Here is a 16,492-nt window from a genome sequence, read left to right on the forward strand (position 1 = left end):
ATATAGGCGAGCGATGAACCTCACCCATCCCTTCCACGATGCGGACGGCGACACACTGCGCGAAGAGTGCGGCGTGTTCGGCGCCATCAACGCCACCGATGCCTCCGCGGCGACGGCGCTGGGCCTGCACGCGCTGCAGCACCGCGGCCAGGAAGCGGTCGGCATCACCTCTTTCGACGGCACGGAATTCTACAGCCGCCGCGGGCTCGGCCATGTGGCGGACAATTTCTCCGGCCAGGACGCGATCGCCGAACTGCCGGGGACCATGGCCGCGGGCCATGTCCGCTATTCGACCACCGGCGGCGCGGGACTGCGCAACGTCCAGCCGCTCTATGCCGATCTGGCTGGCGGCGGCTTTGCCGTCGCGCACAATGGCAATATATCCAATGCCGGAACCCTGCGCGAAGACCTCGTGCGGCGCGGCTCGATCTTCCAGTCGACCAGCGACACCGAGGTCATCATCCACCTCGTCGCCACCAGCCGCTACCCCACCATCACCGACCGGCTGGTCGATGCGCTGCGCCTGCTCGAGGGCGCCTATGCGCTGATCGTCATGACCCCGGTGGGGATGATCGCCTGCCGCGACCCGCTGGGCATCCGCCCGCTGGTGATGGGCCGGATCGGCGATGCCACGGTTTTCGCCAGCGAGAGCGTCGCCTTCGATGTGATGGGCGCCGAACTGGTGCGCGAGGTCGAGCCGGGCGAGCTGATCAAGGTCGATTTCGACGGCAATGTCGATTCGCTCCACCCCTTCGGCACGCATTCGCCCCGGCCCTGCATCTTCGAGCACGTCTATTTCAGTCGCCCCGACAGCATCTTCGCCGGTCGCAGCGTCTACGAGGCGCGCAAGGCGATCGGCGCGCAGCTGGCGGTCGAGAGCCCCTGCGAGGCCGATCTGGTCGTTCCCGTCCCCGACAGCGGCGTGCCCGCGGCGATCGGCTACGCGCAGCAATCGGGCCTGCCCTTCGAGCTCGGGATCATCCGCTCGCATTATGTCGGGCGGACCTTTATCCAGCCCTCGGACGGCGCGCGCCACGCCGGGGTCAAGCGCAAGCACAACGCCAATCGCGCGCTGGTGGCGGGCAAGCGCATCGTGCTGATCGACGATTCGATCGTCCGCGGCACCACCAGCCTCTCGATCGTCGAGATGATGCGCGATGCCGGCGCGACCGAAGTGCATTTCCGCGTCGCCAGCCCGCCCACCGCGCACAGCTGCTTCTACGGGGTCGATACGCCCGAACGCTCCAAGCTGCTCGCCGCGCGGATGGATCTGGAGCCGATGCGTCAGTTCATCAAAGCCGATAGCCTCGCCTTCGTCTCGATCGACGGTTTGTACCGCGCCGTGGGCGACAAGCCGCGCAACGCCGCCTGCCCGCAGTTCTGCGATGCCTGCTTCACCGGCGACTATCCCACCTCGCTCACCGATCTCGCCAAGCGCGACGATGCCCAGGGCCAGCTCTCTCTGCCGGTCGGAAAGGTCGCTTGATGACGCAGCAGGCGAAGCCGCTCGCGGGGAAAACCGCGCTCGTGACCGGCGCGAGCAAGGGTATCGGCGCGGCGAGCGCGCTGGCGCTGGCCGAAGCGGGTGCGCATGTGGTGCTAACCGGGCGCGACGTCCGCTCGCTCGAAGCAGTCGAGGACCGCATCCACGAGGCCGGCGGCAGCGCCACCATCGCCCCCGTCGATTTCGAGGAAAGCGACGGGATCGCCCGGCTCGCACAGGCGATCTCGACCCGCTGGGATGTGCTCGACATCCTCGTCATCTCCGCCGCTTACCTGCCTTCACTCAGCCCAGTCACGCAGATCGACCGCAAGGAATTCGGCAGGGCGGTAACGGTCAACATCCTCGCCACCCAGGCGTTGCTCGCCGCCTTCGATCCGCTGCTCAAACGCGCCGAGGGAGCCCGCGTCATCGGCCTGACCAGCAGCGTCGGCGCCGATCCGCGCGCCTATTGGTCGGCCTATGGCGCGACCAAGGCGGCGTTCGACAATCTGCTCGAGTCCTACGGGCGCGAAGTCGAGAAGATCGGCAATATCCGCGTCGCGATCCTCGATCCCGGCGCCACGCGCACCGCGATGCGCGCCAAGGCCTATCCCGGCGAGGATCCCAAGACGGTCAAGGAACCGGGTGTCGTCGCCGCGCGGATCGTCGAACTGGTGGTTAACGGCTACGAGACCGCCCACCGCGAGCGGGTGGCCGAGCCCGGTTAACCAGCGGCGCTAGCGATTCCGCAAGCATCGTGGGAGACAATCGCGCCGGCTGTGGGGGCGGACCGATCCGCCTGCCCGCCACGGGAATCGAGGACGGGCAGCCATGAACACCGACGCATTTCGGAGCAGTATTTCTCCCGCCAGCTATCAGCGCGCCGCGCAGGAGGACCGCTGCGGACCGCGCACCCGCCTGGCCATCCCGGCGCAGCTGCGCGCGTCGGGAGGGCGCGGCTTCCGCACCTTCGTGCAGGACCTGTCGATCTCGGGCTTCTCCGCCGCGGCGATCAACCGGATGCACGAGGGCCAGCTCTGCTGGCTGACGCTGCCGGGGCTGCAATCGATGCAGGCGCAGGTGGTGTGGTGGCAGGACTGCACGGTCGGCTGCGCCTTTACCGAACTGCTCAGCCCGATCGTCCACGACGACATCGTCGCGCGGTATCGCGGCGACGAGGCCTGACCCCGCCGCCGCAGTTCCGGCCTATTCCAGCGCCGCGAGCTTCGCGGTGATCCCGAGCCAGCGGCGCCGCAGATCGCCGCTGCTGGCGGTCGGCCAGTTGCTGACGATCGCCACCACCATATCCTTTTCGGGCACCAGCGTGATCGACTGACCGAAGATTCCCTGCGCACCGAAATTGCCGCCGGGATAGGTCCACCACTGGTAGCCATAGCCGAAGCCCTGGCCGCCAAAATCGACCTGCTGCGCGCCCGCCTCGCCGAACCAGCCGACGGGAACCTGCTCGCCGCCGCCCTCGAGCACGAACTGGCCGAAGCGCGCGTAGTCTGCCAACCGCAGCGACAGGCAGCAGCCGCCGACATTGCCGCCGCGCGGATCGGTCATCCAGAACAGATCGCCCGCGAATCCGGCGGGATCGACGATGTTCTCCTTGGCATAGCCCGCCAGCGACATACCGACCGCGTTCTCGACCAGCAGGCCGAGCAGATTGGTCTCGCCGGTCTTGTAGACCCATTTCTCGCCCGGGGGCGCTTCGCGGGGAAGCGCCTTCATCTGGGCGACGATGGCATCGGGCCCGTGCTCGAGCACGAAGCGGTTGAGCTGCGCGACATCGCTGGCGGGATCGCTGTAATCCTCGTTCCAGGCGACTCCCGAGGTCATGGTCGCGAGCTGGCGGACCGAGACCTCGTCATAGGCCGAGCCGACCAGCCCGGGGACATATTGCGTCACCGGATCGTCGAGGCTGGCGATATGCCCGTCGCGCAGCGCCGCGCCGAGCAGCGTCGAGGTGAAGCTCTTGGCGACCGAGAAGCTGGTCCAGCGCTGCTCGGCATCGAAGCCGGGAGCGTATTCCTCGAAGCGGACCGCGCCGGCCTGCAGCACCATCACCCCGACCGCATCGGTCGCTGCCATGGTGCTGCGAATCTCCGCGGCGAGCGCTGCGGGTAGCGGCGCACCGGCGGGCAGCGCGCGCGGATCGGCAGCGGCGGCGACCTCGTGGCCGGCGAACCAGCTCTCCATGTCGCGGAACCGCGCAGAGCGGGTCGCCTCGTCCCAGAACAGCACCTGCAGCTCCTCGGGCGCGGGCTCGGCCGCCGGCATGCGCAGCACCGCGGCGTCGCCCGAGGGCAGCATCGCGCCATCCGCGGCCGGGCCATCCGGCTCCACCGTGGCGCAGGAGGCCAGCAGCATCGCCGCCAGCCCGCTCGAAATCATCCGCATCCTCATCGGTTCTCTCCCTCGTTCTCGTTCTCGTTGATCAAAGTGACCTGGTGGACATCGATCCCGCCCCCGCGGAACCCGCCCTCGCAATACATCAGATAATAGCGCCACAATTCGACGAAGCCCCGGTCGAACCCCGCCGGGAGGCGATCTTCGGCGACCGCGCGGTCAAATCGCGCGCGCCAGAGCTTCAGCGTCTCGGCGTAGTCCTGGCCGAAATCCACCTGATCGGTCCAGCGCAGCCCGCGCTGCACCGCCAGCTCGCGGAACTCGCTGGTGCGGATCAGCAGCCCCCCGGGAAAGACATAGGCCTGGATGAAATCGGCGCTCGCGGCATAGGCCTCGAACAGATCGTCGCGCATGGCAATATACTGGATCGCCGCGCGCCCGCCGGGCTTCAGATTGCGCGCGAGGCAATCCATGAAGGTCGGCCAGTATTCGCGCCCCAGCGCCTCGACCATCTCGACGCTGACCACCGCGTCGTAGCGCCCGTCGGTGTCGCGGTAATCCTGCATAAGGAAATCGACCCCGCTCGGATGCTCCGCGCGCGCCCAGTCGAGCTGTTCGGCGGAAAGGCTGATCGCGGTCACCTGCGCGCCGCGCTGCGCCAGGTGCCCCGCGAGGCTGCCCCAGCCGCAGCCGATCTCGAGCACCTGCCCTGGCGTGCCCAGGCGCCGCTCGAGCGCGCCCCATTTGCGCCGCTGCCCCGCTTCCAGATCGCCATCGTCCAGAGCGAGCGCGGAGGAATAGCTCATCGTCGGGTCGAGCCACCGGGCGTAGAAATCGTTGCCGAGATCGTAATGCGCCGCGATGTTCTTCTGCGCGCCGGCGTGGGTGTTGCGGTTGACCAGATGCGCCAGCTTGAGCGCCTGGCGGAACGGCCCCTTGGCGCGGCCGGTGTCGCCCAGCCGCTCGGCATGCTGCATGAACAAAGCGAACAGCGGCACCGGATCGGGGCTCCACCATTCGCCCGCTTCCCAGGCCTGGTACCAGCCGACCGAGCCGTTGGAAGCGAGCCGCACCAGCGCGTTCCAGCTGCGCAGTTCGACCGTGCATTCGAACCCCGGCGCGCGGCCGCCAAGGGTCCGCGGCGACCCGTCGGGCAGCGTTCCGTGGATGGTGCCTTCGGTCAGTGCGGCGTCGATCCGGTCGAGCAGCTTGCCCAGCGCCGGCGCGGTCAGCCGGGCGAACCAGCCGGGCCTGCGTGCGAAGCGCTGCGCGCCATCGAGCAGTTCCTGCCCGCGGTCCCCGCCCCGGTCGACTCGCTGCGTCGCGCCATTCGCCCGGGTCGTCTGCATATCCATTGGCGGACCCTATCGCGCGGTGCGGCGCGACAGGCAAGCTACTCGCCCCGGCTGTCCCGATATGCGTTGAGCGCCCGCTCTCGCGCGGCCTTGTGCTCGATCATCCGTGCGGGATATCGGCCCCGCTTGCCATCGGGCGGATCGTGGATCTCGGCGTCCGACAGGTGCGCCAGTTCGGGAACGAATTCGCGGATGTAATCGCCCGCGGCGAATTTCTCGCTCTGGGTCAGCGGGGCCATGATCCGGACAAACATGTTGCTGTCGACACCGGTGCCCGCGATCCACTGCCAGTTGACGCCGTTGTTGCCGTAATCGGCATCGACCAGGCAATCCCAGTACCAGCGCTCGCCCGCGCGCCATTCGATCAGCAGGTGCTTCACCAGGAAGCTGGCCGCGATCATCCGGACGCGGTTGTGCATCCAGCCGGTGCGCCAGAGCTGGCGCATACCGGCATCGACGATGGGATAGCCGGTCATGCCGCGCTGCCAGGCGCGCAGATCGTCAGCCGCAGCGGAATCGCTGTCGGGATCGCGCCACACCGCGCCATAGCCCTCGCGGTAGCTTTCTCGGCCATAGTCGGGGAACTGGTCGATCACGTTCTGCGCATAGTCGCGCCAGATCAGCTCCTTGGCGAAGGTATGCCAGCCCTGCCCGCGCCGCCCCTTGAGCGCGTGCCAGACCTGCGCCGGGCCGATCTCGCCCCAATGGAGATGCGGCGACAGCCGGCTCGAACCGTCGGTGGAGGGCAGATTGCGCGCCTCGTCGTATTCCGCGACCGACTCGCTCCACTCCGCCAGCCGCTCATGCGCCGCGCTCTCGCCGATGCGCCAGAAATCGCGGATCCCGCCCGCCCAGTCGGGCTCGGTCGGCAGCAGGTCCCAATCGTCCAGAGAATCGCTCTCGGGCCAGTTCTCCGGCGAAGAAATGGTATCGGGCTCATCCAGCGTGTCGCGCGGCGGCATCCGCTCGAGCATGGACTTCGAGAACGGCGTGTAGATTTTGTAGGGATCGCCCGACCCGGTGATAACCGCGCCCGGCGGGAGCAGGTAATTGCCGTCGTAGAGCCTGAGCGCGGCATCCTCGCCCAGCGCGTCGCGCAGTTCGTCCTCGGCTTCCTTCCACCACGGTTCGTAATGGCGGATCGCATGGATGGAAGCCGCGCCGGTCTGCGCGGCGATGGCGGCGAGGATCTGCGGCGCATCGCCCCAGCGCAGCACGATCCGCGAATGGCGAGCGCCGAGGCTTCGCGACAGGCTGCCAAGCGAATGGTGCAGCCAGACGCGCGCCGCGCCGCCATAGGCGTCGTCGCCCGCGCGCTCGTCGTCGAGCACGAACACCGGGATCACCGGCCCCGCCTGCGCCGCGGCATGCAGCGCCGGCTGGTCGGCGAGGCGCAGGTCGCGCCGCAGCCAGACGATGTGGGGCTTCGCGATAACTCTTCTCCAAACTACCTCATACCAACCCCGTCATGCTGAACTTGTTTCAGCATCCATTTTTCGGCCAACTCAGGTTGAGCGAGAGGAAGAATGGACCCTGAAACGAGTTCAGGGTGACGGATTGGCTAGAGGTTCGCACGCTACATCGGGCAGCGCGACCGAGAAGCGGTCACGCGCGCGCGGATCATAGAACCGCGCATCGCGGAGCAGGACCGAACCGTCGGGCGCGCGTTCGGCAAAAGGCGCGCGCGACCAGAAGAGGAAGGCATCGGCCTCCTCTCCGCTGGCAGCATCGTCAAGCCAAGCACATGGTTGCTGCGGCATCGGCGATTCGTCGCTAGCTTTTCCCAGCACAGACCAGCGTCCCACGTGATAAATGGGACCAAGTGCCCCCTGATCTCCGAAAGCCAGTTCAGACCGAATTGTCTCCCGCTCCCAGAATGCGAGTGGAACCGGACTGGCGATCACGTGGATACCGTGCTCGGTCGTTGTCCCCACACTAGCCTCACGTCCTACATCGTAGGAGGCTGTCTTCGATATCCATCCGTTCATGCCGATATAAGCCAGCGCCACGCCAATCGCGATCCGCGCCGGGCGCCGCCACTCGCCGCCGCGTTTCTCGCGCCGCAGCGAGAACCAGGTCGCAAAGCCCATCAGCAGCCACAGCCAGGTATCGATGATGAACAGGACGTCGCCGTAATACCAGGTGCTCGAGAAGGGCTCGAGCAGGCGGATGCCGTAAACGTTGAGCCAGTCGAGCGCAGGATGCGAGAGGCAGGCGAGCAGGCTGAGCGCATAGAGCCAGCCGAAACGCACCGGCAGCCGTTTGTCGGGCCGCTTGCCGCGCCCCGCCTGCCAGCGGTCGTATCCCCACAACCCTCCTGCGAGCAGCAGCGGCAGCAGCACCAGCGCGATGGGCCCGTGGGTGATCCCGCGGCGGAAACCGAGATGCTCGGCCCCGTCGAGCCAGAAGAAGCAGGCGGCATCGATATCGGGGATGTTCGCGCCGATGATCAACGCGGGCATGGCGAGCCCGGTTTTGCGCTTGAGCCCCGCCTGCCCGATCAGCGCGCCGACGAGCGAATGGGTGAGATTATCCATATGGGGTTCGCGCTAAGACGCGAAGACGCAAAGCGGAAGCCCCTATTCGCCTAAGCGCGCAACCAAACCTAGACCGGCTCCCCCGCCGCATCGACGGTCCAGGTCTGGCCCGTGCCGAGCAGTTTCGCCAGGTCGGGCTGCTTGCCTTCGCTCGCCTGCGCGCGCTCGGCGATCACCGCATCCTCGTAGGTCGGGCGCGGATGGTCGTAGAGCACGCCCAGCGCCATCGGGAAGGGACCGAAGGGCATCTCGACCAGCATATGCGCCAGCGAGCGGTTGCGCACGTCGTGGACCACCACTCCCGCCGCCTGCCAGTCGCGATCGGTGACATCGACCACGGCCAGCGCGAGGTTCACGGTGTCGAGCGCCAGACCCTTGGTGCCGCCCGCGAACAGCATCGGCTCGCCGTCTTCCAGCCACAGCTGGCGATCCTCGGCGCCCTTGGGCGCGGCGAAATCGTCGAACACGTCCTTGTTGTAGACGATGCAGTTCTGGAAGATCTCGATGAAGGCCGCGCCCTTGTGGGCATGCGCGGCGATCAGCACTTCGGGCAGCTTCTTCGACACGTCGAAGCCGCGCGCCACGAAGCGCGCGCCGCTGCCCAGCGCGAAGGCGGCGGGCTTGGCGGGGTGGTCGTAGCTGCCCAGCGGGGTCGAGGGCGAGCGCGTGCCCTCGCGGCTGGTGGGCGAGGCCTGGCCCTTGGTGAGGCCGTAGATCTCGTTGTTGAACAGCATGATCTGCATGTTCACATTGCGCCGGAGCACATGCATCATGTGGTTGCCACCGATCGACAGCCCGTCGCCGTCGCCGGTGACCAGCCAGATGTCGAGTTCCGGATTGGCGAGCTTGATCCCCGTTGCCACCGCGGGCGCGCGGCCGTGGATCGTGTGGAAGCCGTAGCTCTCGATGTAATAGGGGAAGCGGCTCGAACAGCCGATCCCGCTGACGAACACGGTGTTCTTGGGATCGCAGCCCAGCTGCGGCAGCGTGCGCTGGACCGCCTTGAGGATCGCGTAGTCGCCGCAACCGGGGCACCAGCGGACCTCCTGGTCGGTTTCCCAGTCCTTGAGCGTGGTGGTGATGGGGGTCATGTCGTTCATTGGTTTACGGCCTTGTTCGGATTTCCGGTGCCCGGCAACGCGGCCCCGTCGCCGTGGAAGGGCGCATCGGGCTGGCTGCCATCGTCGTGGCCGGATTCCAGATTGGGCAATTGCTGCTCGTTGACGGGGACTACGCCGCCTTCATTGCTTTCGATGCCGTCGAAATATTTCTCGATCGCCGCTTCGAGCTCGGCGATCTGGAACGGCTGGCCGCTGGTCTTGGTCAGCGGGCGGGCATCGACCAGATACTGGTCGCGCAGCACGGTCTTGAACTGGCCGGTGTTCATCTCGGGTACCAGCACATGGTCGAAGCCGCGCAGCAGCTCGCCCAGATTGGCGGGCAGCGGCCAGATGTGGCGGACATGGATATGCGCCACCTTGCGGCCCTTGGCGATGCTGCGACGCACCGCCTGGAGGATCGGCCCGTAGGTCGAACCCCAGCCGACCACCGCGAGCGTCCCGCCGGGCTCGCCCAGCGCGAGCTCCTGATCGGGTACCGGGATGGTCTCGATCTTGGCCTTGCGCAGATCGGTCATGCGCTGGTGGTTGTCGGGGGAATAATCGATATTGCCCGTTTCCTCGTGCTTCTCGATTCCGCCGATGCGGTGCATCATGCCGGGCGTGCCGGGCTTGATCCAGGGGCGCGCGCCGACTGCGTTGCGCTTGTAGGGGAGCAATTGCTCGCCGCGCGGCTCGGTCAGGAACTCGGCCGGGAACGGCGTGAAGGTCGCCGGGTCGGGCACTTTCCACGGCTCGGCGGCATTGGCGATATAGCCATCGGTCAGCAGCATCACCGGGGTCATGTATTGCACCGCGATCCGGCAGGCCTCGATCGCGCATTCGAAGGAATCCGACGGGCTGCGCGCGGCGATCACCGGCATCGGCGCATCGCCGTTGCGGCCGTAGACCGCCTGATAGAGATCGCTCTGCTCGGTCTTGGTCGGCAGGCCGGTCGAGGGGCCGCCGCGCTGCGAATTGACGATCACCAGCGGCAGCTCGGTCATGATCGCCAGACCCATCGCCTCGGTCTTGAGCGCGATGCCCGGACCCGAGGAACTGGTGACGCCCAGGCTGCCGGCATAGCTCGCGCCGATCGCGGCGCAGATCGCGGCGATCTCGTCTTCCGCCTGGAAGGTGGTGACGCCGAACTCCTTGAGCCGCGCGAGGTGGTGGAGGATCGCGGAGGCCGGCGTGATCGGATAGCCGCCGAAGAACATCGGCAACTCGGCCAGCTGCGCGCCCGCCACCAGCCCGAGCGAGACCGCCTCGGCCCCCGTCACCGTCCTGTACAGGCCCGGTTCGCTGGGCACCGGCGGCATGTGCAATTGCTTGAGCGGGCCCGAGAGCTCGGCGGTCTCGCCATAGGCGTGACCGGCGTCGAGCGCGGCGATGTTGGCATCGGCGATATCGGGTGCGCGGCGGAATTTGTTCTTCAGCCAGTCATGGATCGGAGCGCGGTCGCGGTCGAACAGCCACAGCGCGAGGCCCAGCGTCCACATGTTCTTGGACCGCAGCGCATCCTTGTTGCCCAGCCCGTAGGGCTTGACCGCCTCGATCGTCTTCTCGCTGATGTCGAAGGCGAGCAGGTCGAACTTGGCGAGGCTGCCGTCTTCCAGCGGGTTGGAATCGTAATGCGCCTTGTCGAGATTGCGCTTGGTGAAGGCGCCCGTGTCGGCGATCACCAGCCCGCCCGGCTTGAGCGCGGCGATGTTCACCTTGAGCGCCGCCGGGTTCATCGCCACCAGCACGTCGGGGGCGTCGCCCGCGGTGTTGATCTCGCGGCTGCCGAAATTGATCTGGAAGGCCGAGACGCCGAACAGCGTGCCGGTGGGCGCGCGGATCTCGGCGGGGAAGTCGGGGAAGGTCGCCAGATCGTTGCCCGCGAGCGCGGTGGACAGGGTGAACTGTCCCCCGGTCAGCTGCATGCCGTCGCCGCTGTCGCCGGCGAAGCGGACCACGACGGCTTCGGGAGTGTCTGAAATGCCGTCCTGCGGCGCGGTGGCGGCAGTAGCCATCCGGAAATTCCTTATCGCGCGCCCTCCCGTCTCTGGCGCAGGTGTCTGTCGGGAGCCGGGACGTAGGAGCCGCCCCCTGCTCCCGCAATCAAGTTTTTCTCCGCCGACGACAAAATCGCGGCTGGCAAAGCCTTAACGAGCCGCTAAGCCCCCGGGAAAGAGAACCGGGAGAGCGAAGACATGGCCAAGACCGAACATTACGTACGCGAGGATGTGCGCGGGTTTCTCGACATGCTCGAGCAGCTCGGCGGCAAGGGAGTCGACGAAGTCGGCGCGGTCGAGGGTCGGCTCCAGATGCGCGCGATGGAATCGGTCGCCGAAGCCGACAGCCGCGCGCTCGCGGTCCACCGCGATCTCGCCTGCCCGGGGCCCGCGGGGGATATCCCGCTGCGGCTCTACGACACAAAGGAAACCCGCGAGCCGGGCCCCTGCGTGGTGTTCCTCCACGGCGGCGGCTTCGTGATCGGTGACATCGAGGTTTACGATTCGCTCTGCAGCGAGATCGCGCACCAGCTCGACCTGCCGGTGGTGTCGGTCGAATACCGGCTCGCGCCCGAGCACCCATTCCCCGCCGCGCCCGACGATTGCGAGGGCGCGGCGCGCTGGATCGCCTCCTCGCCGAGCGAACTGGGGCGCGAAGTCACCGGGCTCGTCATCAGCGGCGACAGCGCGGGCGGCAATCTCACCATCGTCACCACCAACCAGCTGGTCAACGAGCCCGCGGCGGTGCCGGTGCTGGTGCAGGCGCCGATCTACCCGGTCGCGAGCGACATCACCGAGCACAGCAGCTTCGCGCTGTTCAACGAGGGTTTCCTGCTGACCGGCGCGGCGATGGCGTGGTTCACGCAGCAATATGGCGGCGATGCCAGGGATCCGCGCCACACCCCGATGGTCGGCGACTGTTCCAACACCCCGCCCACGGTCATCTGCACCGCAGGGCTCGATCCCTTGCGCGATTCGGGGCGCGAATACGCCGCGCATCTGATCCAGCAGGGCACCGAGGTGAGCTATTTCGAATTCCCCGGCGTGATCCACGGCTTCGTCACGCTGCGCAAGGCGATCCCCAGCGGCCAGGCCGATCTCGAGGCCTTTCTCGGCGCGATCAAGGTCAAGCTGGCGCGGCTGACACGATGACGGACTCCGCGCAGCCGCTGCCCTATCGCCCCTGCGTCGGGGTGATGCTGGTCAACGCCCAGGGCCGCGCCTTCGTCGGGCGGCGGATCGACAACAAGGAAGGCGACTGGTGGCAGATGCCGCAGGGCGGGGTCGACGAAGGCGAGGATCTCGAAGCCGCGGCGCTGCGCGAACTGGGCGAGGAGACCGGCGCAAGGGCCGAGCATGTCACCCTGCTCAAGCGGATGGAGGAGGCGATGCGTTACGACCTCCCCGAGGAGCTGATCGGCAAGCTGTGGGGCGGCAAATACCGCGGGCAGGAGCAGGTCTGGTATCTCGCGCGCTTCACCGGCGCCGACGAGGATATCGATCTCGAAGCGCATGATCCGCCCGAATTCTGCGACTGGAAATGGGTCGACCCCGAGCAGCTCCCCGAGCTGATCGTGCCTTTCAAAAAGCGGGTCTACCGCACCGTGCTCGAAGCGTTTCGCGACCTGGCCTGAGAGGCCGTGCACGAGTCTCCGCGAAGGCGGAGACCTCAGGCCGCATGCGCTGGTCCGGCCTCGGTTGGTCTGTAACGCCTGAGACCCCCGCCTGCGCGGGGGATCACCCCGCCGCCGGGATCAGTTGGACTGCACTACCTCGGCGTCGGGCAGCACTGCCTCTGCAGTCAGCACGCGTTCTTGCGGACCTTGGGCGATCGACTGCGCCAGCCGCTGCGTCTCGGGGCAGGCTTCGCCGCAGAGCGATTCCAGCTTGGCGAGGTTGAGCCGCGCCTTGGCGACCGCACCCTTCTCCACCAGAGCCGCACCCTCGCCCGAAATCGCCGCGAGATTGCCCGGATCGCGGATCAGCGCCTCGCGGTAATAGCGGATCGCCTTGCCCTGCAGATCGTCGCTGCGCGCGGCGCGCGCCAGTTCGAGAAAGATCGGCGTGTAGCCCGGATCGACCGTGAGCGCGGCCTCGAAGGAATCGATCGCGACCTGCGTATCGCCTGCTTCGAGCGCGGCCCGGCCCTCGGCGATCAGCATCGCGGCGCGCGGCGCTGGTTCACGGTCGGCGCCCAGGCTCGCGCTCGCGGTCATCACGAGGGCCAGCGAAAGGGCAGCGGCGGCGGGGGCAAAACGCATGATCGTCTCCAGAGAGCCGTGGTGGCGGGAACGGGCTCGGTCAGCCATAGTGGCCGGGATTATCACGGCAAAGCTGCACAGGCGATGAAAAATCCGTCGGTCCCGTCGTGCAGCGGGGTGAGCCTTGTGCCCTTCCCGCGTTCGCGGCCGAGCGGGAGCGCGAGCGGCTGCGCCGCAAGCTGCGGATGGCGCGTCAGCAGCGCTTCGAACTGCTCCGCCCCCTCTGCGTCGAGCAGCGAGCAGGTGACATAGACCAGCCGCCCGCCGGGCCTGAGCAGCCCGACCGCCAGATCGAGGATATGCGCCTGCAATTGCGTGAGCCGCGCCAGCTCGGTCTCGTCGAGCCGCCAGCGCGCCTCGGGATTTCGCCGCCAGGTCCCGGTCCCCGAGCACGGCGCATCGACGAGCACCGCATCGGCCTGTCCCGCGAGATCGCCGAGAGCTTCCATCTCGCGGCCCGGGTTGAGCAGCCGCGTCTCGATCAGACTGGCCCCAGCGCGTTCGGCCCGCGGGGCGAGCCGCGAAAGCCGGTTGCGGTCGGTGTCTGCGGCGATCAGCCGGCCCTGATTGTCCATCGCCGCGGCGAGCGCGAGCGTCTTGCCCCCGCCCCCGGCGCACAGATCCACCACGGTCTCGCCGGGCTGCGCGCCCAGCGCGAGGCAGGCGATCTGCGAGCCGGTGTCCTGCACCTCGATCAGCCCCTCGGCCCATTGCGGCCATTGCTCGACTGCGGTCCCGGTTGCGACCCGCAGCCCATGCGGCGCGGCGGTCGGCTCGGCGGGTTCGGGCAGTTCGAGCGTGGCGCGCTCGGCCTTGAGCGTGTTGACCCGGATGTCGAGCGGTGCGCGACCCAGCAGCGCCTCGGCCTCCTCGCCTTCGATGCCGGACCGGGCGAGCCGCTCGACCAGCCAATCGGGTGCGACTCCGCCTGCCGCCGGCTCTTCGCCCGCCCCAATGGCGGGCGGGCCGTAGTTCGACCCATCGAACAGCGGCGCGATGGCGGGGTCGGTCTCGGCCAGCCGCAGCAGCGCCGCGCGGCCCGTTTCCGGCACGGGCCCGCAGGTGCGGATCGTGCGATAGACCAGCTCGCGGATCGCGCGCCGGTCCTTCGAGCCTGCAAACCGGTTGGCGCGAAACCATTCGGCGAGGATCCGGTCGGCGGGCGCACCCTTGCTCCGCGCGGCGGCGATGATCGCGTCGAGCAGTTCGATAGCAGTCTGGATGCGGGCTGCGGGGGTCATCGGAAAGCCCCCTCCTCTTCAGAGGAGGGGGTTGGGGGCGGTGGCGTCGCGTGCGCAGCAGTACGCAGACTTGCGCCCAGCGGCAGGCACCACCCCGCTGCGACTAGGCTCGCCTGCGGCTCGCCAAGGCTCGCTGCCCCTCCTCCCAGGAGGAGGGGGAAATTTGGCTTACCGCGTCGGATAGTTCGGCGCCTCGCGGGTGATCGCGACGTCGTGGACGTGGCTCTCGGTCAGTCCCGCGCCGGTGATGCGGACGAATTGCGCCTTGCTGCGCAGTTCCTCGATGGTCGCGGCGCCGGTGTAGCCCATCGCCGCCTTGATCCCGCCGACCAACTGGTGGACCACCGCGCTCGCTGGGCCCTTGTAGGGCACCTGACCCTCGATGCCCTCGGGGACCAGCTTCTGCGCCGAGACATCCTGCTGGAAATAGCGGTCGGCGCTGCCGCGCGCCATCGCGCCGACGCTGCCCATGCCGCGGTAGCTCTTGTAGCTGCGGCCCTGGTAGATGAAGGTCTCGCCCGGCGCTTCCTCGGTCCCTGCGAGCATCGAACCGATCATCACGCAGGAGGCGCCCGCGGCGAGCGCCTTGGCGGCATCGCCGCTGGTGCGCAGGCCGCCGTCGCCGATCACCGGGACGCCGTGCTTCTCGCCTTCCTCGGCGCATTCCATGATCGCGGTGAGCTGCGGCACGCCGACCCCGGCGACCACGCGGGTGGTGCAGATCGAGCCCGGGCCGATCCCGACCTTGACCGCATCCGCTCCGGCACCCGCGAGCGCCCTCGTGGCCTCGGCGGTGGCGACATTGCCCGCGATCACCTGGACCGAATTGGACAGTTTCTTGACCCGCTCGACCGCGCGCGCGACTTCCTTGTTGTGGCCATGCGCGGTGTCGATCACCACGACATCGACTTCGGCATCGATCAGCGCTTCGGTGCGCTCGAAACCGGCATCGCCCACCGTGGTCGCCGCGGCGACGCGCAGCCGCCCGGTCTCGTCCTTGGTGGCATTGGGATAGGCGACCGCCTTCTCGATATCCTTGACCGTGATCAGCCCGACGCAATGCCCAAAGTCGTCGACCACCAGCAGCTTCTCGATCCGGCGCTGGTGGAGCAGGCGGCGCGCCTCCTCCTGCCCGGTGCCCAGCGGCACGGTGGCGAGATTGTCGGTGGTCATCAGCTCGCGCACCGGCTGGCGCGGGTTCTCGGCGAAACGGACGTCTCGGTTGGTGACGATGCCGACGAGCTTGCCGTCGCGGTCGGTCACCGGGATGCCGCTGATGCGGTTGGCTGCCATCAGTTCCTGCGCCTCACCCAGCGTGGCATCGGGGTGGATTGTGATCGGGTTGACCACCATGCCGCTCTCGTAGCGCTTGACCGCGCGCACCGCAGCGACCTGGTCGGGGACGAGCAGATTGCGGTGGAGCACGCCGATCCCGCCCATCTGCGCCATGGCGATCGCCATGTCGGCCTCGGTTACGGTGTCCATCGCGCTCGAGATCACCGGGATGTTGAGCGCGATCGCGCGCGTAAGCCGGGTCGAGGTGTTCGCCATCGAGGGCAGGATATCGCTCTCGGCCGGGCGCAGCAGCACGTCGTCGAAGGTCAGGCCGAGGGGGATGTCGAGATGTGCCACGGTGAGAATCGCCTGCGGGAGGGGAGGTGGCGGCCCATGTAACGACGGTTTGCCGGGGGCGCTAGGGGGGAGCCCGTTCGCCTCCTCTCGAGCATCCCCTGTGCGCGAAGAACGCTTTCCCTTGCACCGTCACTCCGGATTGAAGAACCCTCCCCTCCACACCGTCGCCCCGGGCTTGACCCGGGGCCCCGCTTGTTTCTTTCTCGGTCGATGGGACAGGGCAATCGCGGCGGCTGGGTCTACATCATGGCGGATCGCTATCGCGGAACGCTGTATGTCGGGGTCACCGCCTGTCTTCCCGAGCGCATCCAGCAGCACCGCGATGGCACCGGCTCCGGATTCTGCGCGAAACACGGCCTCATCCGCCTCGTCTGGGCCGAGCACTGCGACGACATCCACACCTGCATCGCGCAGGAAAAGCGCCTCAAGCGCCGGCGGCGCGAATGGAAATTCGACCTGATCGAGCGCGCCAATCCGGACTGGAACGATCTGTTCGACGCGCTGCTCTGAAAGGGAGCGGGACCCCGGATCAAG

At 67.9% G+C, this 16,492-nt stretch carries 15 protein-coding genes; 6 read left to right on the plus strand and 9 right to left on the minus strand.

Features of this window, described 5'->3' with window-relative positions:
* Positions 1-13: 13 nt before the first annotated feature.
* The 3 genes from purF (at position 14) to ACQ5J0_RS14885 (ending at position 2,668) form a co-directional block, all read left to right on the plus strand.
* Entirely contained in the window at positions 14-1,486 is a 1,473-nt protein-coding gene (gene purF / locus ACQ5J0_RS14875) for an amidophosphoribosyltransferase (protein ID WP_462568358.1), read from the plus strand.
* Positions 1,486-2,211, plus strand: coding sequence for an SDR family NAD(P)-dependent oxidoreductase (locus tag ACQ5J0_RS14880; protein ID WP_462568359.1), 726 nt, complete (start codon positions 1,486-1,488; stop codon positions 2,209-2,211). Before purF ends, ACQ5J0_RS14880 begins: the two co-directional genes overlap by 1 nt.
* Before the next feature lie 103 nt (positions 2,212-2,314).
* Entirely contained in the window at positions 2,315-2,668 is a 354-nt protein-coding gene (locus tag ACQ5J0_RS14885) for a PilZ domain-containing protein (RefSeq protein ID WP_462568360.1), read from the plus strand.
* Between the two features lie 21 nt (positions 2,669-2,689).
* Here the strand turns inward: ACQ5J0_RS14885 and ACQ5J0_RS14890 are convergent, their stop codons facing one another.
* The 6 genes from ACQ5J0_RS14890 to ACQ5J0_RS14915 all read right to left on the minus strand — a co-directional run bounded on the left by ACQ5J0_RS14890 (position 2,690) and on the right by ACQ5J0_RS14915 (position 10,842).
* Positions 2,690-3,892, minus strand: coding sequence for a serine hydrolase domain-containing protein (locus ACQ5J0_RS14890; RefSeq protein ID WP_462568361.1), 1,203 nt, complete (start codon positions 3,890-3,892; stop codon positions 2,690-2,692).
* Positions 3,889-5,190, minus strand: coding sequence for a class I SAM-dependent methyltransferase (locus tag ACQ5J0_RS14895; protein ID WP_462568362.1), 1,302 nt, complete (start codon positions 5,188-5,190; stop codon positions 3,889-3,891). Before ACQ5J0_RS14895 ends, ACQ5J0_RS14890 begins: the two co-directional genes overlap by 4 nt.
* Positions 5,191-5,228: 38 nt before the next feature.
* Positions 5,229-6,623: a cryptochrome/photolyase family protein gene (locus tag ACQ5J0_RS14900; RefSeq protein ID WP_462570135.1), complete on the minus strand. Its 1,395-nt coding sequence runs from the start codon at positions 6,621-6,623 to the stop codon at positions 5,229-5,231.
* A 111-nt stretch (positions 6,624-6,734) separates the two neighbouring features.
* Positions 6,735-7,727 (minus strand): metal-dependent hydrolase, encoded by a 993-nt coding sequence (locus ACQ5J0_RS14905; protein ID WP_462568363.1) that lies wholly within the window; start codon positions 7,725-7,727, stop codon positions 6,735-6,737.
* 68 nt (positions 7,728-7,795) lie between these two features.
* Positions 7,796-8,827, minus strand: coding sequence for a 2-oxoacid:ferredoxin oxidoreductase subunit beta (locus ACQ5J0_RS14910; protein ID WP_462568364.1), 1,032 nt, complete (start codon positions 8,825-8,827; stop codon positions 7,796-7,798).
* Positions 8,824-10,842 carry a 2-oxoacid:acceptor oxidoreductase subunit alpha gene (locus ACQ5J0_RS14915; RefSeq protein WP_462568365.1) on the minus strand — a complete coding sequence of 673 codons (2,019 nt, stop codon included), beginning with the start codon at positions 10,840-10,842 and terminating at the stop codon, positions 8,824-8,826. The genes ACQ5J0_RS14910 and ACQ5J0_RS14915 overlap by 4 nt, the downstream gene beginning before the upstream one ends.
* A gap of 180 nt (positions 10,843-11,022) precedes the next feature.
* Between ACQ5J0_RS14915 and ACQ5J0_RS14920 the strand changes: the two genes are divergently transcribed.
* Positions 11,023-11,976 carry an alpha/beta hydrolase gene (locus ACQ5J0_RS14920; protein ID WP_462568366.1) on the plus strand — a complete coding sequence of 318 codons (954 nt, stop codon included), beginning with the start codon at positions 11,023-11,025 and terminating at the stop codon, positions 11,974-11,976.
* A complete protein-coding gene (locus ACQ5J0_RS14925; RefSeq protein WP_462568367.1) occupies positions 11,973-12,458 on the plus strand; it encodes an RNA pyrophosphohydrolase in 486 nt (161 codons plus the stop codon). The genes ACQ5J0_RS14920 and ACQ5J0_RS14925 overlap by 4 nt, the downstream gene beginning before the upstream one ends.
* Positions 12,459-12,578: 120 nt before the next feature.
* On the opposite strand, the gene ACQ5J0_RS14930 is transcribed toward ACQ5J0_RS14925, so the two are convergent.
* From ACQ5J0_RS14930 to guaB, 3 genes are all read right to left on the minus strand, one after another.
* Positions 12,579-13,085 (minus strand): tetratricopeptide repeat protein, encoded by a 507-nt coding sequence (locus ACQ5J0_RS14930; protein WP_462568368.1) that lies wholly within the window; start codon positions 13,083-13,085, stop codon positions 12,579-12,581.
* A gap of 62 nt (positions 13,086-13,147) precedes the next feature.
* A complete protein-coding gene (locus ACQ5J0_RS14935) occupies positions 13,148-14,326 on the minus strand; it encodes an RsmB/NOP family class I SAM-dependent RNA methyltransferase (RefSeq protein WP_462568369.1) in 1,179 nt (392 codons plus the stop codon).
* Positions 14,327-14,494: 168 nt separating this feature from the next.
* A complete protein-coding gene (gene guaB, locus ACQ5J0_RS14940; protein ID WP_462568370.1) occupies positions 14,495-15,958 on the minus strand; it encodes an IMP dehydrogenase in 1,464 nt (487 codons plus the stop codon).
* Positions 15,959-16,168: 210 nt separating this feature from the next.
* On the opposite strand from guaB, the gene ACQ5J0_RS14945 reads away from it, so the two are divergent.
* Entirely contained in the window at positions 16,169-16,468 is a 300-nt protein-coding gene (locus tag ACQ5J0_RS14945; RefSeq protein ID WP_462568371.1) for a GIY-YIG nuclease family protein, read from the plus strand.
* The last annotated feature ends 24 nt before the right edge of the window (positions 16,469-16,492 follow it).

The sequence above is a fragment of the Qipengyuania sp. SM2512 genome (genome assembly GCF_054954005.1).

What these genes read in the sequence shown, in the direction of transcription:
- ACQ5J0_RS14930 (WP_462568368.1), bottom strand. Translation starts at nt 13,085, where the DNA reads ATGCGTTTTGCCCCCGCCGCCGCTGCCCTTTCGCTGGCCCTCGTGATG.
- ACQ5J0_RS14880 (WP_462568359.1), top strand. Translation starts at nt 1,486, where the DNA reads ATGACGCAGCAGGCGAAGCCGCTCGCGGGGAAAACCGCGCTCGTGACC.
- purF (WP_462568358.1), top strand. Translation starts at nt 14, where the DNA reads ATGAACCTCACCCATCCCTTCCACGATGCGGACGGCGACACACTGCGC.
- ACQ5J0_RS14915 (WP_462568365.1), bottom strand. Translation starts at nt 10,842, where the DNA reads ATGGCTACTGCCGCCACCGCGCCGCAGGACGGCATTTCAGACACTCCC.
- ACQ5J0_RS14890 (WP_462568361.1), bottom strand. Translation starts at nt 3,892, where the DNA reads ATGAGGATGCGGATGATTTCGAGCGGGCTGGCGGCGATGCTGCTGGCC.
- ACQ5J0_RS14935 (WP_462568369.1), bottom strand. Translation starts at nt 14,326, where the DNA reads ATGACCCCCGCAGCCCGCATCCAGACTGCTATCGAACTGCTCGACGCG.
- ACQ5J0_RS14895 (WP_462568362.1), bottom strand. Translation starts at nt 5,190, where the DNA reads ATGGATATGCAGACGACCCGGGCGAATGGCGCGACGCAGCGAGTCGAC.
- ACQ5J0_RS14910 (WP_462568364.1), bottom strand. Translation starts at nt 8,827, where the DNA reads ATGAACGACATGACCCCCATCACCACCACGCTCAAGGACTGGGAAACC.
- ACQ5J0_RS14925 (WP_462568367.1), top strand. Translation starts at nt 11,973, where the DNA reads ATGACGGACTCCGCGCAGCCGCTGCCCTATCGCCCCTGCGTCGGGGTG.
- ACQ5J0_RS14920 (WP_462568366.1), top strand. Translation starts at nt 11,023, where the DNA reads ATGGCCAAGACCGAACATTACGTACGCGAGGATGTGCGCGGGTTTCTC.
- ACQ5J0_RS14945 (WP_462568371.1), top strand. Translation starts at nt 16,169, where the DNA reads ATGGGACAGGGCAATCGCGGCGGCTGGGTCTACATCATGGCGGATCGC.
- ACQ5J0_RS14905 (WP_462568363.1), bottom strand. Translation starts at nt 7,727, where the DNA reads ATGGATAATCTCACCCATTCGCTCGTCGGCGCGCTGATCGGGCAGGCG.
- ACQ5J0_RS14885 (WP_462568360.1), top strand. Translation starts at nt 2,315, where the DNA reads ATGAACACCGACGCATTTCGGAGCAGTATTTCTCCCGCCAGCTATCAG.